Raw genomic sequence first — 21,879 nt, forward strand, 5'->3', positions numbered from 1 at the left:
CATGCGTACCTCGTCGCTTCGCCGCTATGCCCTTTCATGCGGCTCGGCCCTGCTGATCGCCTTCGCCGCGGCTCCCGCCCATGCCCAGTTCGGCGGGATCGTTTACGACCCGACCAACTATTCGCAGAACGTGCTGACCGCGGCCCGCACGCTCGAGCAGATCAACAACCAGATCAAATCGCTTCAGAACGAAGCGGAGTCGCTGATCAACGATGCGAAGAATCTGGCGTCCTTGCCGACCTCCTCGCTCGCGGAGCTCCAGTCGCAGGTGCGGCAAACTCAGCAGCTGCTCGGCAACGCCCAGCGGATAGCTTATTCGGTCCAGTCGATCGACCAGGCCTTCACCAGCCGGTACCGCGGCGCCCCCATGTCGGCGACCGACAAGGCGCTGGTCGACAATGCCCGCGCCCGATGGGAAGACACTGTCGCCGGGTTTGAAGACGCGCTCAAGGTACAGGCCGGCGTCGTCGGCAATATCGAAGGCTCGCGCGACGCGATGAACCGCATCGTCGGCTCCAGCCAGTCGGCATCGGGTGCTCTGCAGGCCGCTCAGGCCGGGAATCAGCTTCTCGCGCTGCAAGCTCGGCAGCTTGCCGACCTGACCGCGGTGGTCGCGGCGCAGGGTCGCGCCCAAGCGCTCGAGGCGTCGCAGCGTGCCGCCGCTCAGGATCAGGCGCGCGAACAACTGCGCCGGTTCCTCGCACCCGGGACCGGTTACCGACCGACCCCGGCGCAGATGTTCCACCGCTGAGGCCGGGGCGATGAACGTACGGCTTCCGGCTCGCATTGGTGCCTTCGCATGTCTTGGCGTTGCAATCGCCATGGGTCTGCTCGCCCTGCGCGACGAGCCGAAGCCGTCATCGCCTCCCGTTACCCTCTCGACCGACCTGCCCACAGACCCGCTCCAGGCAAAGCTGCGGAGCTGCCAGTTGGCCGGGCAGGCGGCGGGCTCGGACCCGGGCTGCCTCGCAGCCTGGGCCGAGAACCGCCGACGGTTCCTGGGCCAGCGATCGCGGCTCGTCGAACCGGCTGCGGACTATGCGCCCGGCAAATCCTCCGAACCGGCGAGCCTCGTGGACGAGGCCATCGCCAATACCCAGCAGGAGCAGTGACATGGGCGGCACAGGCGTCGTCGACCGGTTTCTCGAGGTCTTCACCTCTTACATCGATTCCGGTTTCGGCCTGCTTCAGGGCGAGGTTGCCTTCCTCGCAACAACGCTGATCGTCATCGACGTGACGCTCGCGGCGTTGTTCTGGACCTTCGGCGAGGGCGACGACATCATCGCCCGGCTGGTCAAGAAGACGCTGTTCGTCGGCATCTTCGCCTACATCATCGGCAACTGGAACATGCTCGCGCGGATCGTGTTCGAGAGCTTTGCAGGCCTTGGCCTCAAAGCCTCCGGGACCGGGTTCACGACAGCCGAGCTCCTGCAACCTGGGCGGGTCGCGCAGGTCGGGCTCGACGCCGGGCGTCCGATCCTCGACTCGATCTCCGGACTGATGGGCTACATCAGTTTCTTCGAGAACTTCATCCAGATCGTCGTCCTGCTGTTCGCCTGGGTGATCGTCCTGCTCGCGTTCTTCGTGCTGGCCGTGCAGTTGTTCGTCACCCTCATTGAATTCAAGCTGACGGTGCTGTGCGGGTTCGTGCTGATCCCGTTCGGACTGTTCGGCAAGACCGCGTTCATGGCCGAACGCGTCCTCGGCAATGTCGTGTCTTCCGGCATCAAGGTGCTGGTGCTCGCGGTCATTGTCGGCATCGGCTCTACGCTCTTCTCAGAATTCACCGACGCCATCGGCAACGCGCAGCCGACGATCGAGGACGCCATGGCCATCGTGCTGGGCGCGCTGTGCCTGCTGGGCCTTGGCATCTTCGGCCCCGGCATCGCGAGCGGCATCGTCTCTGGCGGACCGCAGCTTGGCGCTGGTGCGGCGGCTGGCACCGCTCTCGCGGCAGGCGGCGTGATCGCAGCCGGCGCGGCTGCCGGGGGCGCGGCGCTCGGTGCTGCCGGTGGCGCGCTCGCGGGAGCTGGCCGGACCGTCAGCACCGCCACCAGCGCATATCGCGCCGGAGCCGAGGGCAAGTCGGGCATGTCCGGCGTCGCATCGGGCCTGAGCAATGTCGGCCGCACCGCCGCCCAAAGCGCCATGTCGCCGCTCCGGCGCGCGGCGGGCGGATCCTCCAGCGGCTCCGGTGGAACGGGTGCTGGTTCTGGTGGGTCCGGCGGCGGCGGCGGAAGCCCAGCGGCGGCAGCGGCAGCAGTCGAGCGAGACTCGGGCGGTGTTCCCAAGCCCCAGACTGGCGCAGGCCCCGTCGAGCGCGACAGCGGCGGCGTTCCACTCCCCCAGTCCGAAGCCTCTCCGGGCGCCCCGGCGTCTGCGGCATCCGAGCCAGCATCGGACGCGGCTTCACCTGTGCCCGACGCCCCCCGCAGCGAACCCCCGGCCTGGGCCCGGTCGATGCGCCGCCATCAGGCAATCGTCCACGGCGCCAGCGTCGCCACCCACACGCTGCGCGGCGGCGACAGCCGGGGCCCCGGCGCCTCCGTCAGCGTGACCGACAAGGAGTGAATTGCCATGTTTCGACGATCGACCGTGCGCTACGGCGCTACCCCAGAACCCGAGACGCCCTACCAGCGGGCCGGACAGGCATGGGACGACCGCATCGGCTCGGGCCGGGTTCAGGCGCGGAACTGGCGGCTCGCATGCTTTGCAGCGCTCGCGCTGCTGGCGCTGTCCATCGCCGGTCTGATCGCAATGGCGATGCGCGGCACGATCACCCCGTGGATCGTCCAGGTCGACAAGATGGGTGAGGCCCAGGCCGTGGCGCCCGCCGACGCGGACTATCATCCAAGCGACCCGCAGATTGCGTACCATCTGGCGCGCTTCATCGAGAATTTCCGGGGGATTCCCGCCGACCCGGTCGTGCTGCGCCAAAGCTGGCTGCGCGCTTATGACTTCACGACGGCAAAGGGTGCGCTCGCGCTCAACGATTATGCCCGGAACAACGACCCGTTCGCGCAGGTCGGAAAATTCCAGGTCGCAGTCGACGTCTCCAGCGTGATTCGCGCCTCCGACAACAGCTTCCGCATCTCGTGGACCGAGCGGCGTTACCAGGACGGCAGCCTCGCCGCGACCGAACGCTGGTCTGCGATCGCTAGCGTAGTGATCCAGACCCCGCGCACTCCCGAGGCGCTCCGCAAGAATCCCCTCGGCGTGTTCGTCAACGCCCTCAACTGGTCAAAGGAGCTCACGCAATGACCCCGATCCGTACGGCGATCCTGCCTGCAATGCTGATGCTCGCGGCCTTCCCGCTAGCGGCTTGCGGCGCGTCTCATGCCCAGACCCGCCCGCTGACGTTCGACGCGGCGCCTGTGGCGGTACCCGAACCCGAGCAGCCGAAGCCGGTCGAGATCATCCGTATTCCCGCGCCGCTGCCGCTTCCTGGACAGCTGAAGCCGGTCTCGACGGCGCCCGCACCGGAGGCCTCCGACCCAAGGACCCGGATCGGCACCGCCAATGCGGCGGCACGCATGCAACCGGTCCGTGACGGATTTCTGAACGCGATCCAGCTTTACCCCTGGGCCGAGGGCGCACTTTATCAACTCTACACCGCTCCCGGCCAGGTCACCGACATCGCGCTGCAGGAAGGCGAGCAACTGGTTGGGCCGGGACCGGTGGCTGCCGGCGATACCGTGCGCTGGATCATCGGTGACACGGTCAGCGGATCCGGTCCCGGGCAACGTGTCCATATCCTCATCAAGCCGACCAGGGCCGGGCTCGTCACCAACCTCGTCATCAACACCGACCGGCGGACCTATCATCTCGAGCTGCGCTCGACACCGGAGACGTACATGGCTTCGGTTTCCTGGACCTACCCCCAGGACGCGCTGATCGCACTTACCGTGCGAAGTCGCGAAGCGGCGGCCACGGTGCCGGTGGTGCCCAATATCGATATCGATGCGCTGAACTTCCGCTACCGGATCGAGGGAGATCGTACTTCATGGCGTCCGCTGCGCGCCTTCGACGACGGGCGACAGGTCTTCATTGAGCTCCCGTCGAACATTGGCCAGAGCGATCTTCCCCCGCTCTTCATCGCGGGCGCCAAGGGAGCGGGCGAACTCGTCAACTACCGCGTTCGCGGCCGTTACATGGTGGTCGATCGCCTGTTCGCCGGCGCCGAAATGCGGCTCGCCGCGGGGAAGTCCGAGAGACGCGTTCGCATCCTGCGGGACACCGCCATGCCCGTGGAGACGTCGAAATGAGCGCCGCGACCGAAACAGCACCGGTGGCCGCCGCCGACCTGCGCCTGCGCGGCGATCCTCCCCGGGTGATGCGGCTTTCGCGCAAGGCGCTGGCGGCCGTCGGTCTGGTCACGACAGCCGGTATCGGCGGTGCGCTGATCTATGCCCTCCAGCCCTCGGCGCCGAAGAGCCAGACCGAACTCTACGCGACCGACAATCGCGCGACCTCCGACAGTCTGGCCGGGGCGCCCAAGGATTATTCGCAGGTTCCCCGGCTCGGCCCACCGCTGCCGGGCGATCTAGGCAGGCCGATCCTCTCCGCCCAGCAGCGCGGCGTCGACGTGACGCCGCCGCCCATCGGTGCCCCGTCGCCGTCTCCCGCAGGGCCGGCAGCCCACGCCGCCCAGGCAGCTCGGGAGCGCGTTCGCCAGGAGCGCGATGCCGCGCGCACCAGCAAGGTGTTCGTCGGCAGCGAAAGCGCCGCCAATTCAGCAGGTGCGGCTCCTCCCGCGCCACTGCAGCTTTCTTCCGCCACGGGCGCACCTGCCGCGCCGACAGCGGCAGCGAGTGGTGACGGCGGTGACGGCCAATCTGCGAAGCGCAACTTCCTGCGGCCCGCCGAGGGCGTGCAGACGCAAAGCGCATATCGGGTGGTCCAGCCGTCCTCGCCCTATGTCGTCCAGGCGGGCAGCATCATTCCCGCCGCGCTGATCACCGGCATCCGATCGGATCTGCCCGGCACCATCACGGCCCAGGTGACGCAGAACATCTTTGACAGCGTGACCGGCCGGTTCCTGTTGATCCCGCAGGGCAGTCGGCTGATCGGTGAGTATGATTCACAGGTTTCGTTCGGGCAGAACCGCGTGCTTCTCGCTTGGGACAGGCTGATCCTTCCCGACGGGCGCTCGATCCAGCTCGATCGGCTTCCCGGTTCGGACGCTTCGGGATATTCCGGGCTTGAGGACCGGGTGAACCAGCATTGGGGCGGGATGCTCCGGGCCGCTCTGGTTTCGACGTTGCTCGGTGTCGGCACCGAAGTCGGCAACGGCGATGATAGCGATCTCGTCCGCGCGCTTCGCCAGGGCGCATCCGAGTCGATCGGTCGTACCGGACAGGATCTCGTGCGCCGCCAGATGAATGTGCAGCCGACGCTAACGGTACGGCCGGGGTTCCAGCTTCGCGTGATCGTGACGCGCGACATCGTGATGGCTCCGGCGGAAGGAGGTGCGAAATGACGCTCAAGCTCGGACCGATCGCAGACGACAAGCCGGTCAAGATCACGATCGAAGTGCCCGCCGATGTGTATCGCGATCTCTCCGCCTATGCCGAGGCGCATGCGGCGGCGACCGGTCAAGCCTCCCAAGGTCCCGCCAAGCTCGTCGTTCCGATGCTCGCCCAGTTCATGGCAACGGATCGTGGTTTCGCAAAGGTGAGACGGCAGTAATCTTCCCGCGCCGGCAGGCTCTGGCGCAGTCCGGTCGGAAATGATTTTGCGCTCGCGCCCGCTTCCTCTAATGGCGGGCCCGTGCGGAAGCTGTTTTCCCTGGTTTTGACGATGATGCTTGCCTTGACCCTGGTCACCGGGCTTCAGGCATCGGCGGCGGCTGCCGCTGAGCCAGCAACCTGCGGCGCAATCGTTGCCGATAGCGAGCCGGGCCATGCTCCAGGCGACAGCGACGAAGTACCGGGCGACAGCGACAAGGCGACACCGCACCATCACAGTGCAGTCCACAGCCACGATATCGGCGTGCCGGCAAAGCACCTGGCCGCAACGCCGATTTCCGGCACTTCAACGCCGAGCGGTATCGCCGCCGGACCCTCGCTCCCATCGATCCTGACCGCTCGCGACCTGAGACCGCCGATCGCCTGACGTCGCCGTCCCTCTGCCCGCCTTCTGGCGCGTGGAGCCTTTGCGAACGTCAGGGAGAATCCCAAAATGTCCCGAATTATCGCGGCGCTTCTCGCCGTGGCGTCATGCGCAGCCATTGCGCAGGCGCAAACCGCGCCGTCCGAACAGGACGGTCCGGTCCTCACACTCGATCAGGCACTCGCCAGTGCAGGTGCTACTTCGCCTTCGGCCGATGTCGGGCAGACCGGGATCCGCGCCGCGGATGCCGGGCGGACCGTTGCCGGACTCCGTCCCAACCCTAGCGTCAACATCCAGACCGAGAATGTCGCCGGCACCGGTCCCTATCGGGGATTGGACAGCTCGGAGACAACGATCGGCTTTGAATTGCCGATCGAACTCGGCCGCAAGCGCTCCGCGCGCGTGGCCGTGGCCGATGCGCGCGTCATCCGCGCGCGGATCGAGGCTTTGGTCGTCCTGGAGGACCTCCGGCTCCGGGTGACGCAAGCCTATATCGAGGCCGCCGCAGCCGAGCGCCGGCTGGCGATCGCGATCGAGCAAGCTCGTATCGCCGACGAGCTGCTGCGGGTTGCCAAGGACCGGGTGATGGTCGGCGCGGCGTCGCCGATCGAGGAACAGCGCGCGGCGGTTCTGCAAGCCAACGCCCAAGGAGAGCTCGCTCGGGCGCGGCGGACTGTCGAGGTGTCGCGCGCAAATCTGGGCCGGTTGATCGGCACCCCGGTTTCCGGGCCGCTCGACATGGCATGGTTCGACCGTGTTGCGGCCTATGGCCCGGTCGCGCCGATCCGGGTGGAAGGGACGCTCGCTTATGCGGCGGCCAATGCCGACCTTGCGATCGGCAACGCGCAGGTCAGGCTGGCACGCACCCAGCGCATGCCCGACCTGACTTTGACCGCCGGGACCCGCAGGCTGGAGGCCACCAACGACGTCGCAGCTGTCTTCGGCGTGTCCGTGCCGCTGCCGCTCTTCAACAGCGGCAGGGCAGGCGAGGCCCAGGCGCGCGCGGAGCGCGACCAGTTCGAGGCTCGTACCCGGCTCGCAAAGGCGGATGCCGAACAGGCGATCGCGAGCGCGCAGGCGGATCTGGCCAACGCGTTGGCCATGGTCGAGACGACACGCGGACCCGCTCTGGACGCGGCTATCGAAGGCGCACGGATCGCCCGCGTCGGCTATGGTGAAGGCGCGCTCACCCAGATCGAGCTGCTCGATGCCGAGCGGACGCTCGCCCAGACGCGAGCCGCCGCGATCGATGCCCTCGTCGCCTATCATGATGCTGCGGCCCGGTTGAGGCGGCTTACCGCCCCGGCGCCCGATTTCTCCGGAGAATTTTGATGAACTTGCATGACAAGCGCCTCCTCGGGGGCGCAGCCGGCATCGCGCTTGTTGCCGCCCTGGGCGGCTTCGGCATCGCCCGTTGGACTGCGGCGCCTGCGCCGGTCGAGGCGCCGGCCAAGGCAGAATCCGAGCATGAGGAAAGCACCGACAGCATCGCCATGACCGCCGACGCAATCAAAGTCGCGGCGATCGGCACCGAGACCGTTACCGCAGGAGGCCTTGGCGCCGAGATCCTGTCCCAGGCCACTGTCACGGCTTCCACCGAGGGCGAGGCGATCGTCACAGCCCGCGCCAGCGGCACCGTGATTCGCGTGTTCAAGCGGCTCGGCGATCCCGTGCGTGCCGGCGAGGCACTCGCCATCGTCGAAAGCCGGGAGGCGAGCCAGATCGCCGCCGAGCGCACGTCCACGGCTGCGCGTCTGGTGCAAGCGCAGCGCGCGCTCGCCAGAGAGCGCTATCTGTATCAGCAGAAAGTCTCGGCCCGCGTGACGCTCGAGGCGGCTGAAGCGGATGCCGCTGCGGCGGCAGCTGAGGCGCGCCGCGCGCAGCTCGCGGCCCAGAACGCCAAGATTACCAGCGATGGCCGCGGCGTCATTCTCGCCAGCCCCATCTCGGGCCGGATAACCTCCCAGAACGTCACGCTGGGCGCGTTCGTCCAGCCCGAAGCGGAGATGTTCCGCATCTCCGATCCGCGTCGAATCCAGATCGAAGCCGCCGTCGGTCCTGCCGACGCGGCCCGGCTCGCGCCGGGCGACCGCGCCATCGTCGAAATTGCCGGCGGCTCCACGATCGAAGCGCGGGTGCGCGCCGTCACGCCGACGCTCAGCGGCGAAACCCGCTCCGCAACGGCGTTGCTCGACGTCGATGGCGTCGGCCTGCAGCCGGGCCTCGCGGTGCGCGTGCGGCTCATGCCGAGCCGAGGCGGCTCTACCACGGCGATCGTCGTGCCCGAAGAGGCCGTCCAGTCCGTCGAAGGCAAGGATGTGGTGTTCGTCCGGACGCCCGAGGGGTTCCGCGCAGTTCCGGTCAAGACCGGCCAGCGCAGCGCCGGACGGATCGAAATCGTCTCCGGGCTCACGCCGGGCCAGACGATCGCCACGACCAACGCCTTCCTGCTCAAGGCCGAGCTCGGCAAATCCGCTGGCGAGGAGCACTGAGCCATGATTGCCAACCTCATGGCGCTGTCCGTCAGGGCGCGCTGGGCGGTCGTCGCCTTCTTTCTCGCCGTCGCCGGCATTGGCTTGTGGCAGCTCACCAAGCTGCCGATCGATGCCGTACCCGACATCACCAACAACCAGGTCCAGATCAACACGGTCGAGCGCGGACTCTCGCCGATCGAGATCGAGAAGCGCGTTACCTTCCCGATCGAAACCGCACTTGCCGGCATTCCCGGCCTTGAGACGACGCGCTCGCTGTCGCGCAACGGCTTCAGCCAGGTCACAGCGATCTTCACCGATGGCACCGATCTCTATTTCGCCCGCCAGCAGGTGAGCGAGCGCATCGCTCAGGCGCGCGACAGTTTGCCCGGGGACGTTCAGCCGCAGATCGGCCCGGTGACGACCGGGCTCGGCGAAATCTTCATGTACGCGGTCGACTACGCCAATCCCGGCGGCAAGGGAGCGAAGCCGGTCGACGGCCAGCCTGGCTGGCAGACCGACGGGAGCTTTCTCACCCCTGAGGGCGACCGGTTGACCGACGACGTGTCGCGTTCGGCCTATCTGCGGACCGTGCAGGACTGGATCATCCGGCCGCAGCTGCGCACCGTCCAGGGTGTTGCGGGCATTGATTCGATCGGCGGGTTCGAGAAGACCTATGTTGTCGAGCCCGACCCCGTGAAGCTGGCCGAGTTCGGCGTGTCCTATTCCGAGCTCGCCAAGGCACTGGAGGCCGCCAACCTTGCGGTCGGGGCGAACTTCTTCAATCGCGGGGGTGAAGCGTTCCTGCTGCGAGCCGACGCCCGCATCCGCGATATCGGCGAGATTGCCGAAGCGGTCATCGCGACGCGCGGCGGCATTCCCGTTGCCGTCAAGAATGTCGCAACGGTGCGGATCGGCGGCGACCTGCGCACGGGTGCAGCCAGCATGAACGGCCATGAGGTCGTCATCGGTACCGCGCTGATGCTGATCGGCGAGAACAGCCGCGTCGTCGCGCGGAGCGTCGGCGAACGGATGGAGACGATCGTCAAGTCGCTGCCGCCCGGGGTCAAGGTCACCACGACTCTCGACCGCTCGAAGCTCGTCAACGCCACCGTCGAGACCGTTCAGAGGAATTTGATCGAAGGCGCGATCCTTGTCGCGGCGGCGCTGTTCCTACTGCTCGGCAACTGGCGCGCGGCGGTCATCGCCGTGCTGGTCATCCCATTCTCGTTCCTGATGATGGCGATGGGGATGAATGCCTTCGGCGTTCCGGGCAATTTGATGAGCCTTGGCGCGCTCGACTTCGGCCTGATCGTCGATGGCGCGGTGATCATCATCGAAAACTGCCTGGCGCGGCTGGCGCACCGGCAGCACCAGGAGGGCCGGCTGCTCTCGCTTCGCGAGCGGCTCGAGGAAACGATGCGAGCCTCGCAGGAGATGATCAAGCCGACGGTCTTCGGCCAGGCGATCATCTTCCTCGCCTTCACGCCATTGCTGATGTTCACCGGTGTCGAGGGCAAGACCTTCTCGCCGATGGCGATCACCATCATGCTGGCGCTCGCCGCCGCGTTCATCCTGGCGCTCACCTTCGTGCCGGCAATGGTCGCGCTGCTGATCCGCGGCAAGGTCGCCGAGAAGGAAGTGTGGATCGTCGCCAAGACCAAGTCACGCTACATCCCGATCCTCGAGCTGGCGGTCGCCAAGCCGTGGCGCTTCATCGGCGCGGGCTTCGCCTTCTTCGGGGCGGCGGTCTTCGCGTTCGGCTTTCTCGGGCAGGAGTTCATCCCTCAGCTCGACGAAAAAAATGTCGCGATGGCTTCGAGCAGGGTGCCATCGGTATCGATGGAACAGTCGCTCGCGATGCAACGCGGAGTCGAGCGGGCGATCACCAGCCTGCCCGAAGTCGCGATGATGTTCTCCAAAACCGGCACTGCCGAAGTCGCCACCGATCCCATGCCGTCGAATATCTCGGACGGCTTCGTGATCCTCAAACCCCAGGATCAATGGCCCGCCGGAATCGCCACCAAGGAACAGGTGCTCGAGCGCATCGAGCGCGTGTCCGGCGCGCAGATCGGCAACGCCTATGAAGTCAGCCAGCCGATCCAGTTGCGCTTCAACGAGCTGATCGCCGGCGTGCGTGGCGATGTTGCGATCAAGCTCTATGGCGACGATCTCGACCAGCTGAGCGCGACCGCGGCGCGGATCGTCCAGGCGCTGAAGGCCATACCCGGCGCGGCGGATGTGAAGGCCGAGCAGACCAGCGGCTCGCCGACGCTGGAAGTGAGCTTCGACCGAGCCGCGATTGCGCGGTTCGGGCTCACCGTCGAGGAGGTCGCCGACACCGTGTCCGCGGCCATGGGAGGGCGCGAAGCAGGCCTGGTGTTCGAAGGCGACCGCCGTTTCGCGGTGACCGTCCGTGTGCCGGCGGCATCGCGCGACAATCTCGACGCGCTCCAGAGCCTGCCGGTAATGTTGCCGCAGGAAGCCGGCGAGAAGCGCAAGTCGGTGCCCTTGTCGCAGGTGGCGACATTCCGGTTCAGCGAAGGGTTGAACCAGATCAGTCGCGAGAATGGACGGCGGCGTGTGGTCATCCAGGCCAATGTGCGTGGCCGCGATGTCGGATCGTTCGTCGCGGAGGCCCGGCCTCAAGTGGAGCGGATCCAGTTGCCGACCGGTTCCTATCTCGAATGGGGAGGCCAATTCCAGAATCTGCAGGCGGCTTCCGACCGGCTCGCGATCGTCGTCCCGATCTGCTTCGCGATCATCTTCGGGCTGCTCTACATGGCGCTCGGCAGTCTCGGTCGGGCATTCGCGGTGTTCGCGGCGGTGCCGCTGGGGCTGGCGGGCGGCGTGTTCACCTTGTTGATGACCGGCATCGCCTTCTCGGTGTCGGCGGCGGTCGGCTTCATCTGCCTGGCCGGCGTCGCGGTACTCAACGGACTGGTCGTGATGAGCGCGATCAGGGAACGGCTGGAGGCTGGCGTGGAGCTCAGCCGGGCTATCGTCGAGGGGAGCATCGAGAAGATGCGCGCCGTCGTCATGACCGGCTTCGTTCCCGCGATCGGCTTCGTGCCGATGGCGCTCGCCCACGGCACTGGCGCGGAGGTCCAGAAGCCGCTCGCCATGGTCGTGATTGGAGGCCTCGTCGCCGCGACCATCCTTACGCTGCTCGTCCTGCCCGCCATCGCCAAGGTCGTTCTCGGCCTTGGCGAGGGGTGGCGGTCGCGACGCAAGAGCAGGGGCGATGCTTCGCCGGCCACGGCATGAAGACGGGAGACGGACAATGGCAACCAGCATGAAGCTGCTGCGAATCTACACCGACGAGGCCGCCTATTTCGGCGACCGCAAATTGTTCGAGGAGGTCGTGTCGCGAGCCCGCGAGGCCAAGATGGCGGGTGCGACCGTTCTCCAGGCATTGTTTGGCTTCGGACATTCGGCACACCAGCATCGCAAGCACTTTCTCGAGGACGACCAGTCGCTCGTGATCGAGATCGTCGATGAGGAGTCCCGACTTCGGGATTTCGCCGCTTCCCTTGCCGATGTGCACGGGATCGGGCTGATCACGCTGGAAGCGGTCGAGGTCCTGGGGGGCGACACGACCCTGGCGCCGGCAGGAGCCGCCTGATGCACCGGCGCCGCATCGGAATGGGCGAAGCAACCACGTCGCGAAGGCTCGATGCGGCATGCCGGCTGTTCTGGGGCAACGACCTGAGACGGGGGGACCAGCGATGGGAGCATTGAACTACACCCTTATTCCGCTGGTCGCGATCCTGCTGGGGTCGATCGCCGCGGTGACCCGGCCGCCGGGCGAGCGCCTCGTGAGCGCCATGCAGCATCTCGCGGCGGGCGTCGTGTTCGCCGCGGCCGCGACGGAAATACTCCCGCAGGTCATGCACGGCGCGTCCCCGGTTGCAACGCTTGTAGGCGGCGCGCTTGGCGTTGCCGCCATGCTGGGGCTCAAGGCCTTCGAGAGCCGGTTCAAAGGGCCGGCGGCGCTGCTGGGAGCGGTCTCGATCGACATAGCGATCGACGGGCTCGTCCTCGGTCTCGCTTTCGTGGCCGGCGCGAAGGCAGGGATACTGCTGACGGTCGCCCTTACTCTGGAAGTGCTGTTTCTTGGCCTCACGCTGACCGCCGAACTGGGCGAGACGATCCGCTCCAAGGCAAAGGTCGTCATGATCGTGGGCGCAATCGCCCTGCTCCTGCCGGGTGGTGCGGCGATAGGCCTTTCGGTCGCCGAACTGCCCATGGCGGTTATCGTCGGCTTCCTGAGCTTTGGCCTGATGGCGCTGCTCTACCTCGTCACCGAGGAGCTTCTCGCCGACGCCCACAGAAAACCCGACACGCCGCTGGTCGCGGTGATGTTCTTCGTCGGCTTTCTCGGGCTGCTCGTCATCGAGGAGTTGATGGGTTGACGCCGGATTTTCCGAAAACGCGCCATTCGTGGCTGCCGAGCGTTCGCCCGGCGCCAGTTCAACCATTTGAGACACCTACCCCTCAATCCGAAGAGTGCTGCAGAACATGACTCCAAAGAAGCCCGACACCGACCAGCAATCGCAGGGCGTCGACACCGGGCACGCGCCCGAAGCGGTCGCGGGAAGCCACCCGGTCGGTGTCGAAGACCACGATCATGACGAGCATGCCCATGGCGGGATATTCGGTCCGAATACCGAGATCATTTTCGCTCTGCTCTGCGGCGCATTCCTCGCCATCGGATTCGCAATCGATAAGCTTACCGAAGCGCCCACATGGGTTCCTCTTGCGGGTTATCTCGTTGCCTATTTCCTGGGCGGGTTCTTCACCGTGCTTGAGGCTTTCCAGAACCTCAGGAAGAAGCGCTTTGAGATCGACACGCTCATGCTGGTGGCTGCAGCCGGCGCGGCAGCGCTTGGGGCTTGGGCAGAAGGATCGCTGCTCCTCTTCCTGTTCAGCACCGGACACGCGCTAGAGCATTATGCGATGGGCCGCGCCAAGCGGGCGATCGAGGCGCTAGCCGAGCTGGCGCCGCGCACGGCTCAGGTCCGCCGCGACGGCAAGGTCAGCGAAATCCCGGTCGAGGAGCTGGAGATCGGCGACGTGGTGCTGGTGAAGCCCGACGAGCGGCTCCCCGCGGATGGCTTTCTGGTCAAGGGCACGACTGCGATCGACCAGGCGCCGGTGACGGGCGAGAGCATGCCGGTCGACAAGCGCGCGGTGATGGACGATGCGGCCGCCCGCGCCAAGCCAGACGCGATAGAGGCGGCCTATCGGGCATTTGCCGGCACCATCAACGGCAGCGGCGCAATCGAGATCGAGGTAACGCGCAAATCGACCGACAGCGCGCTCGCCAAGGTCGTAAAAATGGTCAGCGAGGCGGAAACGCAGAAGTCGCCTACCCAGCGTTTCACCGATCGCTTCGAACGCTATTTCGTGCCGACCGTCCTCGGCCTAGTCTTCGTGTTGCTGTTCGCATGGGTCGTCATCGACGAACCCTTCCGCGACAGCTTCTATCGGGCAATGGCCGTGCTGGTCGCCGCCAGCCCGTGTGCGCTCGCAATCGCAACGCCCAGCGCTGTGCTTTCCGGCGTCGCGCGTGCTGCCCGTGGCGGCGTGCTGGTGAAAGGCGGCGCCCCGCTCGAGAATCTCGGGTCGCTGACCGCGATTGCGTTCGACAAGACCGGGACCCTCACCGAAGGCCGGCCACGCATCACCGACGTCGTTCCCGCCCCGGACGTTACCGAGGAGGAGTTGCTCAAGGTCGCGGTCGCCGTCGAGAGCCTCAGCGATCATCCGCTTGCCCGGGCGATCGCCCGGGACGGCCGCGAGCGGCTGGGGGAAACCGCACCGTCAGAGGCTTCCGATCTTGAAAGTCTCACCGGACGGGGTGTGAAGGCGAAGATCGACGGCGAAATCGTCTTGATCGGCAAGGCGGAGATGTTCGGCAGCGATGGCACCGCCGCGCTTTCCGAGGCAATGGAGAAAGCGATCGGCGAACTGCGTGAGGGCGGACGCACGACGATGATCGTCCGCCAGGGCGATCGGGATCTCGGTGCGATAGGCCTGATGGACACGCCGCGGGCATCGGCAAAGGCAACGCTGGAGCGGCTCCGGGCGCTCGGCATCAAGCGAATGATCATGATCTCTGGCGACCACCAAAAGGTTGCCGAAGCGGTCGCCAAGGAAGTCGGCCTTGACGAGGCGTGGGGCGACCTGATGCCCGAGGACAAGGTCGAGGCGATCCGCAAGCTCAGCGCCGGCACTCAGGTCGCGATGGTCGGCGACGGCGTCAACGATGCACCCGCAATGGCGAACGCAACGGTCGGCATCGCAATGGGCGCGGCCGGCTCGGACGTCGCCCTGGAAACCGCCGATGTCGCGCTGATGGCCGACGACCTCGCGCATCTTCCGTTCGCGGTCGGCCTGAGCCGCCGCACGCGCTCGATCATCCGGCAGAATGTGTTCGTCAGCCTGGGGGTAGTGGCGGTGCTGGTGCCCGCCACGATCTTCGGCCTTGGCATCGGACCCGCGGTGGCCATGCACGAGGGCTCGACGCTTATTGTCGTCTTCAACGCGTTGCGGCTCCTGGCTTATCGCGATGCTTGAGCTTGGCCCCGCATCGGAGCCGAGGTCGCGCAGGCGCGCGGCGGCCGGCCTGCCGATGTGACGGTCCGCCGAAACAGCGGGGGCGCCTGGACGCCCGAAGCCGACGCGGAGCTGACGCAGCGCGCGGCTGCGCGCCAGCCCCCGGCGGTGATCGCCCGTGGGATGGGGCGGACCCAGGACGCTATCCGGGGACGGGCGGGACAGCTCGGCATCATGCTTCCATCGGCGATACGTCCCTGGAAGATCAACTTTCCGCGCGGGCCACGGGCGCCAAGGTAAGCGGCGGGGTTCCGGGCTTGCGTCATGGCTCGCCCAGAATCGCGTCCGCTCCGGGCGCGCAGAAGCGGACCGAATCGGCAACGACTCCGGCCCGGCTCGATAACGTCCAAGCACCTTGGCCTTCGAATCCCCTCGTCAGATCGCTGAGCGTTCACGCCGGCGCTTTCTAATCCTTCGCTAGCCTACGACGGCTGCCAAAACCTGTTGCCACGCGCGCAATCGCGCTTCTCTTCCTTGCTCCCGACGCCGCGCAACCGCCCCGGCAAGAGGAGCAATCTCATGATCGAACGGTTCAAGATTCAGGCTCGGGGCTGGCGACGCGCCGCCGTCGCCGCGGCCATTCTCGCCGGCTTCGCCGGCGGTCCGGCGTTCGCCCAGGAGATCAGCGAGAACCGCGCCTGGCAATTCGAAACCCCGCAGGACATCGCCGCGCGTGCCGCCGTCGCCGACTTGATCGCCAGGCAGCGCGCCGGCGTTTACGCGGCGCCGATCTACAACACGACGATCGCTCGCCAGTATAATTGCTCGGTCGCGGCGAGCGCGGTCGGCAACAGCGACGCGCAGAGCGCGGTGGCCAACTCCCCCACCGTGACCGGCGCCAATTCGGCGGCGACGGGCAATGCCGGAAGCGCGCAGGTCGCAGGCGAGGGTGGCCCCGATATCACTCTCGACCAGCGCAATAATGGACCCGTTGCCTCGACCGCGATCGGTGCGACGGGTGCGACGGCCAACGGCCCTGCCTGGCAGGCGCTCAATTCGTCGCAGTCCAATTCGGGCGATCAGCAAGCGAGCGTTCAAGGCAGCACCGCCTGCGGTTTCGGGCCGATCAACTGATGTTGGCGCATCCTGCATTCCAGCCGCGTCGTCGTGCCCGCATCCTTGCCGCGGCATTGCTCGCCACTTCGCTCTCCGGTTGCGTGAGCATGAAGCAGCAGCGCCTGGCGCCGGAGGAGGAGCCGATATTGATTGGCCCTTCGGCGCGCGACAACCGCACGCCTATGGACCCGGCCTTTGTGTGCTTCGGCGCCAGGCTCTCGGCCCAGTCGCGTCGTCTCGTCATCGCGGTCGGCGACGTGCGCGACTTCACCGGAAAATATTCGGTCAACGAGGGCACCGCCATCACCCAGGGCGGCGCGCTGATGGTCGCCTCGGCGCTTGGCAAGCTCTCCGGCCCGGTCGTGCTCGCCGAGCGATTCGACCCGACGATCGGCGAGCGCGAACTCGGCTACACCGATCGGCGACAGCTCGGCGACGGCAACGCCCATATGGTCCCGGGAACGGCAGGCTCGTCGAACGTGCCGTGGCTACCTTATTATGGCGGCAGCATCACGGCGTCCGACTATTACATCGTCGGCGGCATCACCGAGCTCAACTACAACATCCGCTCGGGCGGTGCCGAGGTGCGGGTCGGCCAGGTCGGACCGAAGGTCCGGACCTACACGCAGTCGATCGCGATCGATCTCAGGATCGTCGATACGCGCTCGCTGCTGGTCGTCAGGACAGTAAGCCTGACCAAGCAGTTCACCGGCTATGAGGTCGGCTTCAACACCTTCCGCTTTTTCGGCTCCGAGCTGTTCGACGTGAACATCGGCGCCAAGGGCCAGGAACCGCTTCAGCTCGGCATCCGCGCCACGCTTGAGGAAGCGACGATGCGGCTCGTCGGCGCGGTTGCCGGTGTGGATCCGCGGCCCTGCATCGCCGGGCGCTCCTGGGAGCCGGTGCTTCCGGATCCCACGATTCGCTTCGCGGCCGAGGTCGCGGGGGCAGCCCGCGCCGCCGTGAAGGCAGCGACTCCGCTCAACGACGGCATCTCCGCCAGCGGCGACAGCGGCGGCGACGCGAAGCTGTCGTTCGAGCCCGGATCATCCGATCTTGCCGGCCCGGCCCTGGCAGTGCTCGATCGCATCGTGGCCGCAGCGCGCCAGCATCCGGTCGAGTTGCGGATCGCCGCGCGGGATATCGAAGTGCTCGAACCCAGCGCACGAGATGCGCTGACCGACAAGCGCATCGCGGCAGTGGCCGGCGCCCTTGCCGCGCGCGGCATCGTAAAGGTGGCGCTTCGCTGGCGGCCCGCGCCCTCGGACACGACCCTCCACCGCAACGACGCCGGTCTCCAGGATCTCGCCCGGCTCCGCATCGGCAACTGAGCCCGCCTCCCCTCGAACGATGGAGGCGCCCGCCCGCCAGCCGAATTCTCTCATCGAACACGCCCATCATCCCACCATCCGGAGTACTCCCATGTCCCGTATCTCTCGTTCCCGCGCCTCGCTGATGTTCGGCGGCGCAAGCGCGGCGCTTGCCGCGATGCTGCTGGCTTCGCCCGCCTCGGCCCAGTCGAGCACTGACCAGATCACCGGTGCCCGCGTCGTCGCCAGTCATCAGCGGTCCGACCATGCCCAGGCCGTCGCAGATACCAGCGGTCTCAACATCATGGTGGCAGCCCCGCCGGTCGAAACGTCCGACTTGGCGTTGCGCGGCAATGCCGTCAGCGCCGAAGTGCGTGCCAATCGTTCGGACAGCGTCCTTACGACCGAGCCGCTCGATGTGGCGGAGTACGGCTGGCCCACGCTTCTGACGACGGGGAATGGCGGCGTGGCCGCCGATGGCACGGCGCTGATCGTCACGACCCAGCGCAGTGTCGCTTCGCCCGTGACGGCCCGCGGTATCGACAATGTCGTCGCGATCAGCACCGACACGACCCGCGACAGCCATGTCGCGGTCTCCGACAACACGCTCGAGACGCTCGCGCTCGGCAACGACGCCAGCGCGGCGCTTTCGCTCACCGATGTCCCCGAGCCGCTCGCCGGCGGCATCCTCGGCTATCAGTCGAACGACAGGCGTTCGAGCGTCACCTCGACCAACACGGCTGCGGTGCGCGTCGGCACGGGTGCGAGCACCGGCAGCGATATCACGATGTCGGGCAATCTCGTCCGCGCGCTTGGCTATGGCAACGCCTTCTCGAGCGACTTCACCGCCACCGGCGCGGCCGCGCTGGGCGATCGCGATGGCCGTCCCGCGTCCCAGGTCGCGAGTTCCGCCGATGGCGATGCCACGGTCTCGGCGACCTTCGCCACGCTGAGCCACCAGGAGCAGGGTGGAACGGTCAGCGTCCATGCCGGCGATGCCCTCGGTTCCGACCCGTTCCATCTGGTCGTCTTCGGCGGGCTTGCCGGTTCGGCGGCACTGCATGACGGCGACGCGCTCGTGGCCGGCGGCTACGGCAATCAGTCGCGCAACGCGATGGATTTGCAGGTCGGCATGGTCTCGGGCAGCGGCCCCGTCGCCAATATCACCAACCTCCAGCGCGCCGCGGATTCGAGCATCAGCGCCGAGACGCTGGGCGGCATTCGCACCAATGTGCTGGGCGAGGTGGACGGCTCACGCCTGTCGCTGTCGCGCAACGCAGTACGCACCGTCGCGGTGGCCAACCTGGCCGAGGGCAACCAGTTGAACGTCGAGGCCAATGGCATCGACACGATGGGAGGTCTCGAGACGGGCCCGGTCGGCACCGCCTCGGTCGGCAACGACAACAGCATCAGCACGACCGCAGCGTTCAGCGTCCAGAACGTCCAGGATATCGGCGAGGCCAAGGTCGGCGCCGCATCGACCAGCGCATTGAAGCTCGGCGTGCTCGGTCCGGTCGAGCAGTCGAGCCTGTCCGCCGACGGCAATAACGTCAGCGTCGCGGCCACCGGCAATGCCGCCACCAATGGTCTCAGCCTCAAGGCTCCGATGCTGCGCACCAGCGCGGATCTCAACAATGTCCAGGCGGCCAACGGCACCGTGCGGGTCCAGGCCGGCGACGCGGTAACCCCGCTTGGTGTCGTGCTGGCCTTGTCCGGCACGGTGCGCGGCTCGGATCTGTCGGTTCGGGACAACGATCTCGCCGGTACCGCGACCGCGAATTCGGCATCGAACGCGATGACGATCGAAGGCGCGACGCTCGCCAATGGCAGCGGGCACGGCGAGGCGATCTCGGGGCCCCTGGCCGACGGCTATGGCGCCGCCGCCGACTTCGCGCTCGCCAACAGCCAGAAGCTCGGCCTGTCGGGCTCGCCCGAGGACGCCGTTGCCGTCTCCAGCACCGTCATTGGCCGCTTCGGAATGCTCGGCGATTCGCGAACCTATGCTTCGTCCTATGATGTGTCGGGCAATGCGGTCGGTTCGACGGTCCTCGGCAACACCGCCGCCAACCGGCTGTCGGTGACCGCGGCAACCCTGGGCGACCTTGGCTCGCCGGCACCCGGTACGGCGCTGTCGTCGGCGCAATATGCGCAGGTCATCGGGCAGGCCTACTCTTCCTCCACGCTGGTGGCACCAGGCTCTCTGTCGGGCTCGGCCGTCTCGCTCGACGGCAACATCAATCAGGCGATTGCCGCCATCAATCAGGCCGACAATGGACTGAGCGCCCATTCCGTGACGGCGGGGCTTCTCAGCGGGCGCGATGCCCATGTGGCGAGCGGCACCACCACCGCAGTGAGCGGTGACGACGTGCTCGGCAATCTGCAGTTCGCGGGCGGCCGGATCTCCGCAATTGCCAGCACATCGGTCGAGCATGGCGACGCGGGAGATGGCCTCATCTCGTCGCGCTTCGGCATCACGGGCAATGTGACCTCCGCCGAGGCCTCCGCCAACCGCGCGATCAACACGGTCGATATGGGCACGCTCGTGGGAAGCGGCGTTTCGGCTGGCTTGGGCAGCATGCAGATGAGCACCGCCGACATCTCGGCGAGCGCGACCATCGACATGGGATACCGCGCATCGGCTGCGGCGATGCCGCTGATCGACGCTTCGTCGGTGACGATCGCCGACAATGTGGCCAGCGCGCTGTCGCGGGGCAACGCCGCCGACAACCAGTTGACCGTCAGTGGAAGCGCGTCGTTCGATCCGCAGGCGTCCAGCCAGTCATCGCGATACGCCATCTGGGCGGAAGCCGGAGCGCCATTGCTCAACGCGCAGACCAACTATGGCGCGGTCAGCGCATCGGCATCCAGTCTGATCGGCTCGGCGTTCAACGGCCCGCTTGCCGGTATGACCGGCGCGTCGATGGAGGTCCGCGGTAACACCGTGGCAGCCGCCGCCTATGGCAACACTGCCGCCAACACGGTGAGCGGCTCGTCGCTCGGCCGGGCGCCAACCGCCGCGATCGTCAGCAGCCAGACCAACTACGGTCCGGTGACGGCATTCGCGACCGGCAACCAGTTCACGGTGCCTCTGACCACCATGTCCGGCAGCAGCCTCGCGCTGACCGGCAATCAGGTCAGCGCCGTCGCTGTCGGCAACCAGGCGACGAACATCGTCACCAGCCTTCGCTGATCCGCTCCGGCTGTCTCCCAAGCCCCCCTGTGGGGGGCGGCCGGGAAGCGGGAAGGGCCGTCGCGCTCCCCCCTCGCGCGGCGGCCCTTCGATTCGTGGGCGCTGGATTCAATGGCAAGGCAGTGTCCTGCCGTACCGCTTCGCGAGCATCTCCAGGAAGCGCTGGAGAGCGGCACTCTGGTTGTCGCGCCGCCAGTGGATCGCCTGCTCGAGATGAGTGGGACCGAACGCATCATGGACCGGGCACAGCACGCAGGCATCGCCGTCGCGCGCCACCCCGGTGGTCACGACGACGCTTCCGTTCCCCGCGAAGGGCAGCAGGTTCTCGCGCCGCACGTCCTGGATGCGCACGCTCGGACCAAAGCCGGGACCCGACAGGCGGGAGGTGACCAGGTCGTTGAGGTACGGCCCGGGATCGACCTGGGAGATGACGAAGGTCATCCCCCTGAGGTCTGTCCAGTATAGCGGCACGCGAGCGCAAAGCGGATCGCCGTGCGCGAGACCGATCATCACTTGCTCGCTCCAGAAGGAGAGCGAGGTGATGCCGGGACGTTCCGCCTGACCGCACATCACCGCGAAGTCGAGCTGGTCACGCTCCAGCCCGCGCAGCAGCCGCGTGCGGCTGCGCTCCTTCGCCGAGAGCTCGACATCGGGGCAGGCGGCGCGGAAGTCGCGGACGACCGCCGACAGGTCGCCGCTTCCGAGCGACCCGTGGAAGCCGAACCGCAGCAGCCCGGCCGTCCCGCGTGCGATCGCGGCGCATTCCTGGTCGAGCGCGTCGATGTCGGCGACGATGTTGCGGGCCTTGCGCAGGAAGCCTTCGCCGGGGCTGGTCGGGATCACGCCGTGCGTCGAGCGGCGGAACAGCGCGAGTCCGATCCGGTCTTCGAGGTAATGGACCTGCTTGCTCAGCGTCGATTGCTTGACCCCGAACCGGTCGGCTGCCTTGCTGAAGCTCCCGGTGTCGGCTGCCGCCAGCGCGTAGCGCAGCAAATGAACCTCGATCATCCAAGCCCCTCTGCCGAGTTGCGCGGCCGGTGGTTAAGCCGGCGATCACGATGTCCGCACCATCACGTTCAAGTTGCGGAACCGCCATTCTAAGAAATGGGGGTGCGCGAAA

The 21,879-nt window shown here is 67.1% G+C and carries 17 protein-coding genes and 1 pseudogene; 17 read left to right on the top strand and 1 reads right to left on the bottom strand.

What is annotated here, in order from left to right; genetic code table 11:
• Position 1: 1 nt before the first annotated feature.
• From trbJ to HZY97_RS09765, 17 genes and pseudogenes are all read left to right on the top strand, one after another.
• Positions 2-751, top strand: a complete 750-nt coding sequence (gene trbJ / locus HZY97_RS09685; RefSeq protein WP_180142947.1) for a P-type conjugative transfer protein TrbJ — start codon at positions 2-4, stop codon at positions 749-751.
• A gap of 10 nt (positions 752-761) precedes the next feature.
• A complete protein-coding gene (trbK-alt, locus tag HZY97_RS09690) occupies positions 762-1,112 on the top strand; it encodes a putative entry exclusion protein TrbK-alt (RefSeq protein ID WP_180142949.1) in 351 nt (116 codons plus the stop codon).
• A 1-nt stretch (position 1,113) separates the two neighbouring features.
• Positions 1,114-2,571 carry a P-type conjugative transfer protein TrbL gene (gene trbL, locus HZY97_RS09695; RefSeq protein ID WP_180142951.1) on the top strand — a complete coding sequence of 486 codons (1,458 nt, stop codon included), beginning with the start codon at positions 1,114-1,116 and terminating at the stop codon, positions 2,569-2,571.
• 6 nt (positions 2,572-2,577) lie between these two features.
• Entirely contained in the window at positions 2,578-3,261 is a 684-nt protein-coding gene (gene trbF, locus HZY97_RS09700; protein WP_180142953.1) for a conjugal transfer protein TrbF, read from the top strand.
• Positions 3,258-4,265, top strand: a complete 1,008-nt coding sequence (gene trbG, locus HZY97_RS09705; protein WP_180142955.1) for a P-type conjugative transfer protein TrbG — start codon at positions 3,258-3,260, stop codon at positions 4,263-4,265. The genes trbF and trbG overlap by 4 nt, the downstream gene beginning before the upstream one ends.
• A complete protein-coding gene (locus tag HZY97_RS09710) occupies positions 4,262-5,479 on the top strand; it encodes a TrbI/VirB10 family protein (RefSeq protein ID WP_180142957.1) in 1,218 nt (405 codons plus the stop codon). Before trbG ends, HZY97_RS09710 begins: the two co-directional genes overlap by 4 nt.
• Entirely contained in the window at positions 5,476-5,688 is a 213-nt protein-coding gene (locus tag HZY97_RS09715) for a DUF2274 domain-containing protein (RefSeq protein ID WP_180142959.1), read from the top strand. Before HZY97_RS09710 ends, HZY97_RS09715 begins: the two co-directional genes overlap by 4 nt.
• An 81-nt stretch (positions 5,689-5,769) precedes the next feature.
• Positions 5,770-6,114, top strand: coding sequence for a hypothetical protein (locus tag HZY97_RS09720; RefSeq protein WP_180142961.1), 345 nt, complete (start codon positions 5,770-5,772; stop codon positions 6,112-6,114).
• Positions 6,115-6,180: 66 nt separating this feature from the next.
• On the top strand, positions 6,181-7,443 hold the full coding sequence (locus tag HZY97_RS09725) for a TolC family protein (RefSeq protein ID WP_180142963.1): 1,263 nt from the start codon (positions 6,181-6,183) through the stop codon (positions 7,441-7,443).
• Complete coding sequence (locus HZY97_RS09730) at positions 7,443-8,603, top strand: efflux RND transporter periplasmic adaptor subunit (protein WP_180142965.1); 1,161 nt, start codon at positions 7,443-7,445, stop codon at positions 8,601-8,603. The genes HZY97_RS09725 and HZY97_RS09730 overlap by 1 nt, the downstream gene beginning before the upstream one ends.
• 3 nt (positions 8,604-8,606) lie before the next feature.
• A complete protein-coding gene (locus HZY97_RS09735; protein WP_180142967.1) occupies positions 8,607-11,849 on the top strand; it encodes an efflux RND transporter permease subunit in 3,243 nt (1,080 codons plus the stop codon).
• Positions 11,850-11,877: 28 nt separating this feature from the next.
• Positions 11,878-12,207 (top strand): DUF190 domain-containing protein, encoded by a 330-nt coding sequence (locus HZY97_RS09740; protein ID WP_257214970.1) that lies wholly within the window; start codon positions 11,878-11,880, stop codon positions 12,205-12,207.
• A gap of 103 nt (positions 12,208-12,310) precedes the next feature.
• On the top strand, positions 12,311-12,997 hold the full coding sequence (locus tag HZY97_RS09745; protein ID WP_180142971.1) for a ZIP family metal transporter: 687 nt from the start codon (positions 12,311-12,313) through the stop codon (positions 12,995-12,997).
• A 181-nt stretch (positions 12,998-13,178) separates the two neighbouring features.
• A pseudogene (locus tag HZY97_RS09750) lies at positions 13,179-15,164 on the top strand (heavy metal translocating P-type ATPase); the annotation flags it as partial.
• Between the two features lie 558 nt (positions 15,165-15,722).
• Positions 15,723-16,277: a hypothetical protein gene (locus tag HZY97_RS09755; RefSeq protein ID WP_180142975.1), complete on the top strand. Its 555-nt coding sequence runs from the start codon at positions 15,723-15,725 to the stop codon at positions 16,275-16,277.
• Positions 16,277-17,590: a CsgG/HfaB family protein gene (locus HZY97_RS09760; RefSeq protein WP_180142977.1), complete on the top strand. Its 1,314-nt coding sequence runs from the start codon at positions 16,277-16,279 to the stop codon at positions 17,588-17,590. Before HZY97_RS09755 ends, HZY97_RS09760 begins: the two co-directional genes overlap by 1 nt.
• A gap of 91 nt (positions 17,591-17,681) precedes the next feature.
• Positions 17,682-20,759, top strand: coding sequence for a hypothetical protein (locus HZY97_RS09765; RefSeq protein ID WP_180142979.1), 3,078 nt, complete (start codon positions 17,682-17,684; stop codon positions 20,757-20,759).
• Between the two features lie 108 nt (positions 20,760-20,867).
• Here HZY97_RS09765 and HZY97_RS09770 read toward each other — a convergent pair whose 3' ends face one another.
• Positions 20,868-21,767: a LysR family transcriptional regulator gene (locus tag HZY97_RS09770; protein WP_180142981.1), complete on the bottom strand. Its 900-nt coding sequence runs from the start codon at positions 21,765-21,767 to the stop codon at positions 20,868-20,870.
• Positions 21,768-21,879 lie beyond the last annotated feature (112 nt).

It is taken from the genome of Sphingomonas sp. R-74633, from assembly GCF_013416555.1.
Classification (GTDB): Bacteria; Pseudomonadota; Alphaproteobacteria; order Sphingomonadales; family Sphingomonadaceae; genus Sphingomonas.

Coding starts and splice junctions, on each gene's coding strand:
- trbJ (WP_180142947.1), top strand. CDS start 2: ATGCGTACCTCGTCGCTTCGCCGCTATGCCCTTTCATGCGGCTCGGCC.
- trbG (WP_180142955.1), top strand. CDS start 3,258: ATGACCCCGATCCGTACGGCGATCCTGCCTGCAATGCTGATGCTCGCG.
- trbK-alt (WP_180142949.1), top strand. CDS start 762: ATGAACGTACGGCTTCCGGCTCGCATTGGTGCCTTCGCATGTCTTGGC.
- HZY97_RS09715 (WP_180142959.1), top strand. CDS start 5,476: ATGACGCTCAAGCTCGGACCGATCGCAGACGACAAGCCGGTCAAGATC.
- HZY97_RS09725 (WP_180142963.1), top strand. CDS start 6,181: ATGTCCCGAATTATCGCGGCGCTTCTCGCCGTGGCGTCATGCGCAGCC.
- HZY97_RS09745 (WP_180142971.1), top strand. CDS start 12,311: ATGGGAGCATTGAACTACACCCTTATTCCGCTGGTCGCGATCCTGCTG.
- HZY97_RS09755 (WP_180142975.1), top strand. CDS start 15,723: ATGATCGAACGGTTCAAGATTCAGGCTCGGGGCTGGCGACGCGCCGCC.
- HZY97_RS09710 (WP_180142957.1), top strand. CDS start 4,262: ATGAGCGCCGCGACCGAAACAGCACCGGTGGCCGCCGCCGACCTGCGC.
- trbF (WP_180142953.1), top strand. CDS start 2,578: ATGTTTCGACGATCGACCGTGCGCTACGGCGCTACCCCAGAACCCGAG.
- HZY97_RS09735 (WP_180142967.1), top strand. CDS start 8,607: ATGATTGCCAACCTCATGGCGCTGTCCGTCAGGGCGCGCTGGGCGGTC.
- HZY97_RS09765 (WP_180142979.1), top strand. CDS start 17,682: ATGTCCCGTATCTCTCGTTCCCGCGCCTCGCTGATGTTCGGCGGCGCA.
- HZY97_RS09730 (WP_180142965.1), top strand. CDS start 7,443: ATGAACTTGCATGACAAGCGCCTCCTCGGGGGCGCAGCCGGCATCGCG.
- HZY97_RS09740 (WP_257214970.1), top strand. CDS start 11,878: ATGAAGCTGCTGCGAATCTACACCGACGAGGCCGCCTATTTCGGCGAC.
- trbL (WP_180142951.1), top strand. CDS start 1,114: ATGGGCGGCACAGGCGTCGTCGACCGGTTTCTCGAGGTCTTCACCTCT.
- HZY97_RS09760 (WP_180142977.1), top strand. CDS start 16,277: ATGTTGGCGCATCCTGCATTCCAGCCGCGTCGTCGTGCCCGCATCCTT.
- HZY97_RS09770 (WP_180142981.1), bottom strand. CDS start 21,767: ATGATCGAGGTTCATTTGCTGCGCTACGCGCTGGCGGCAGCCGACACC.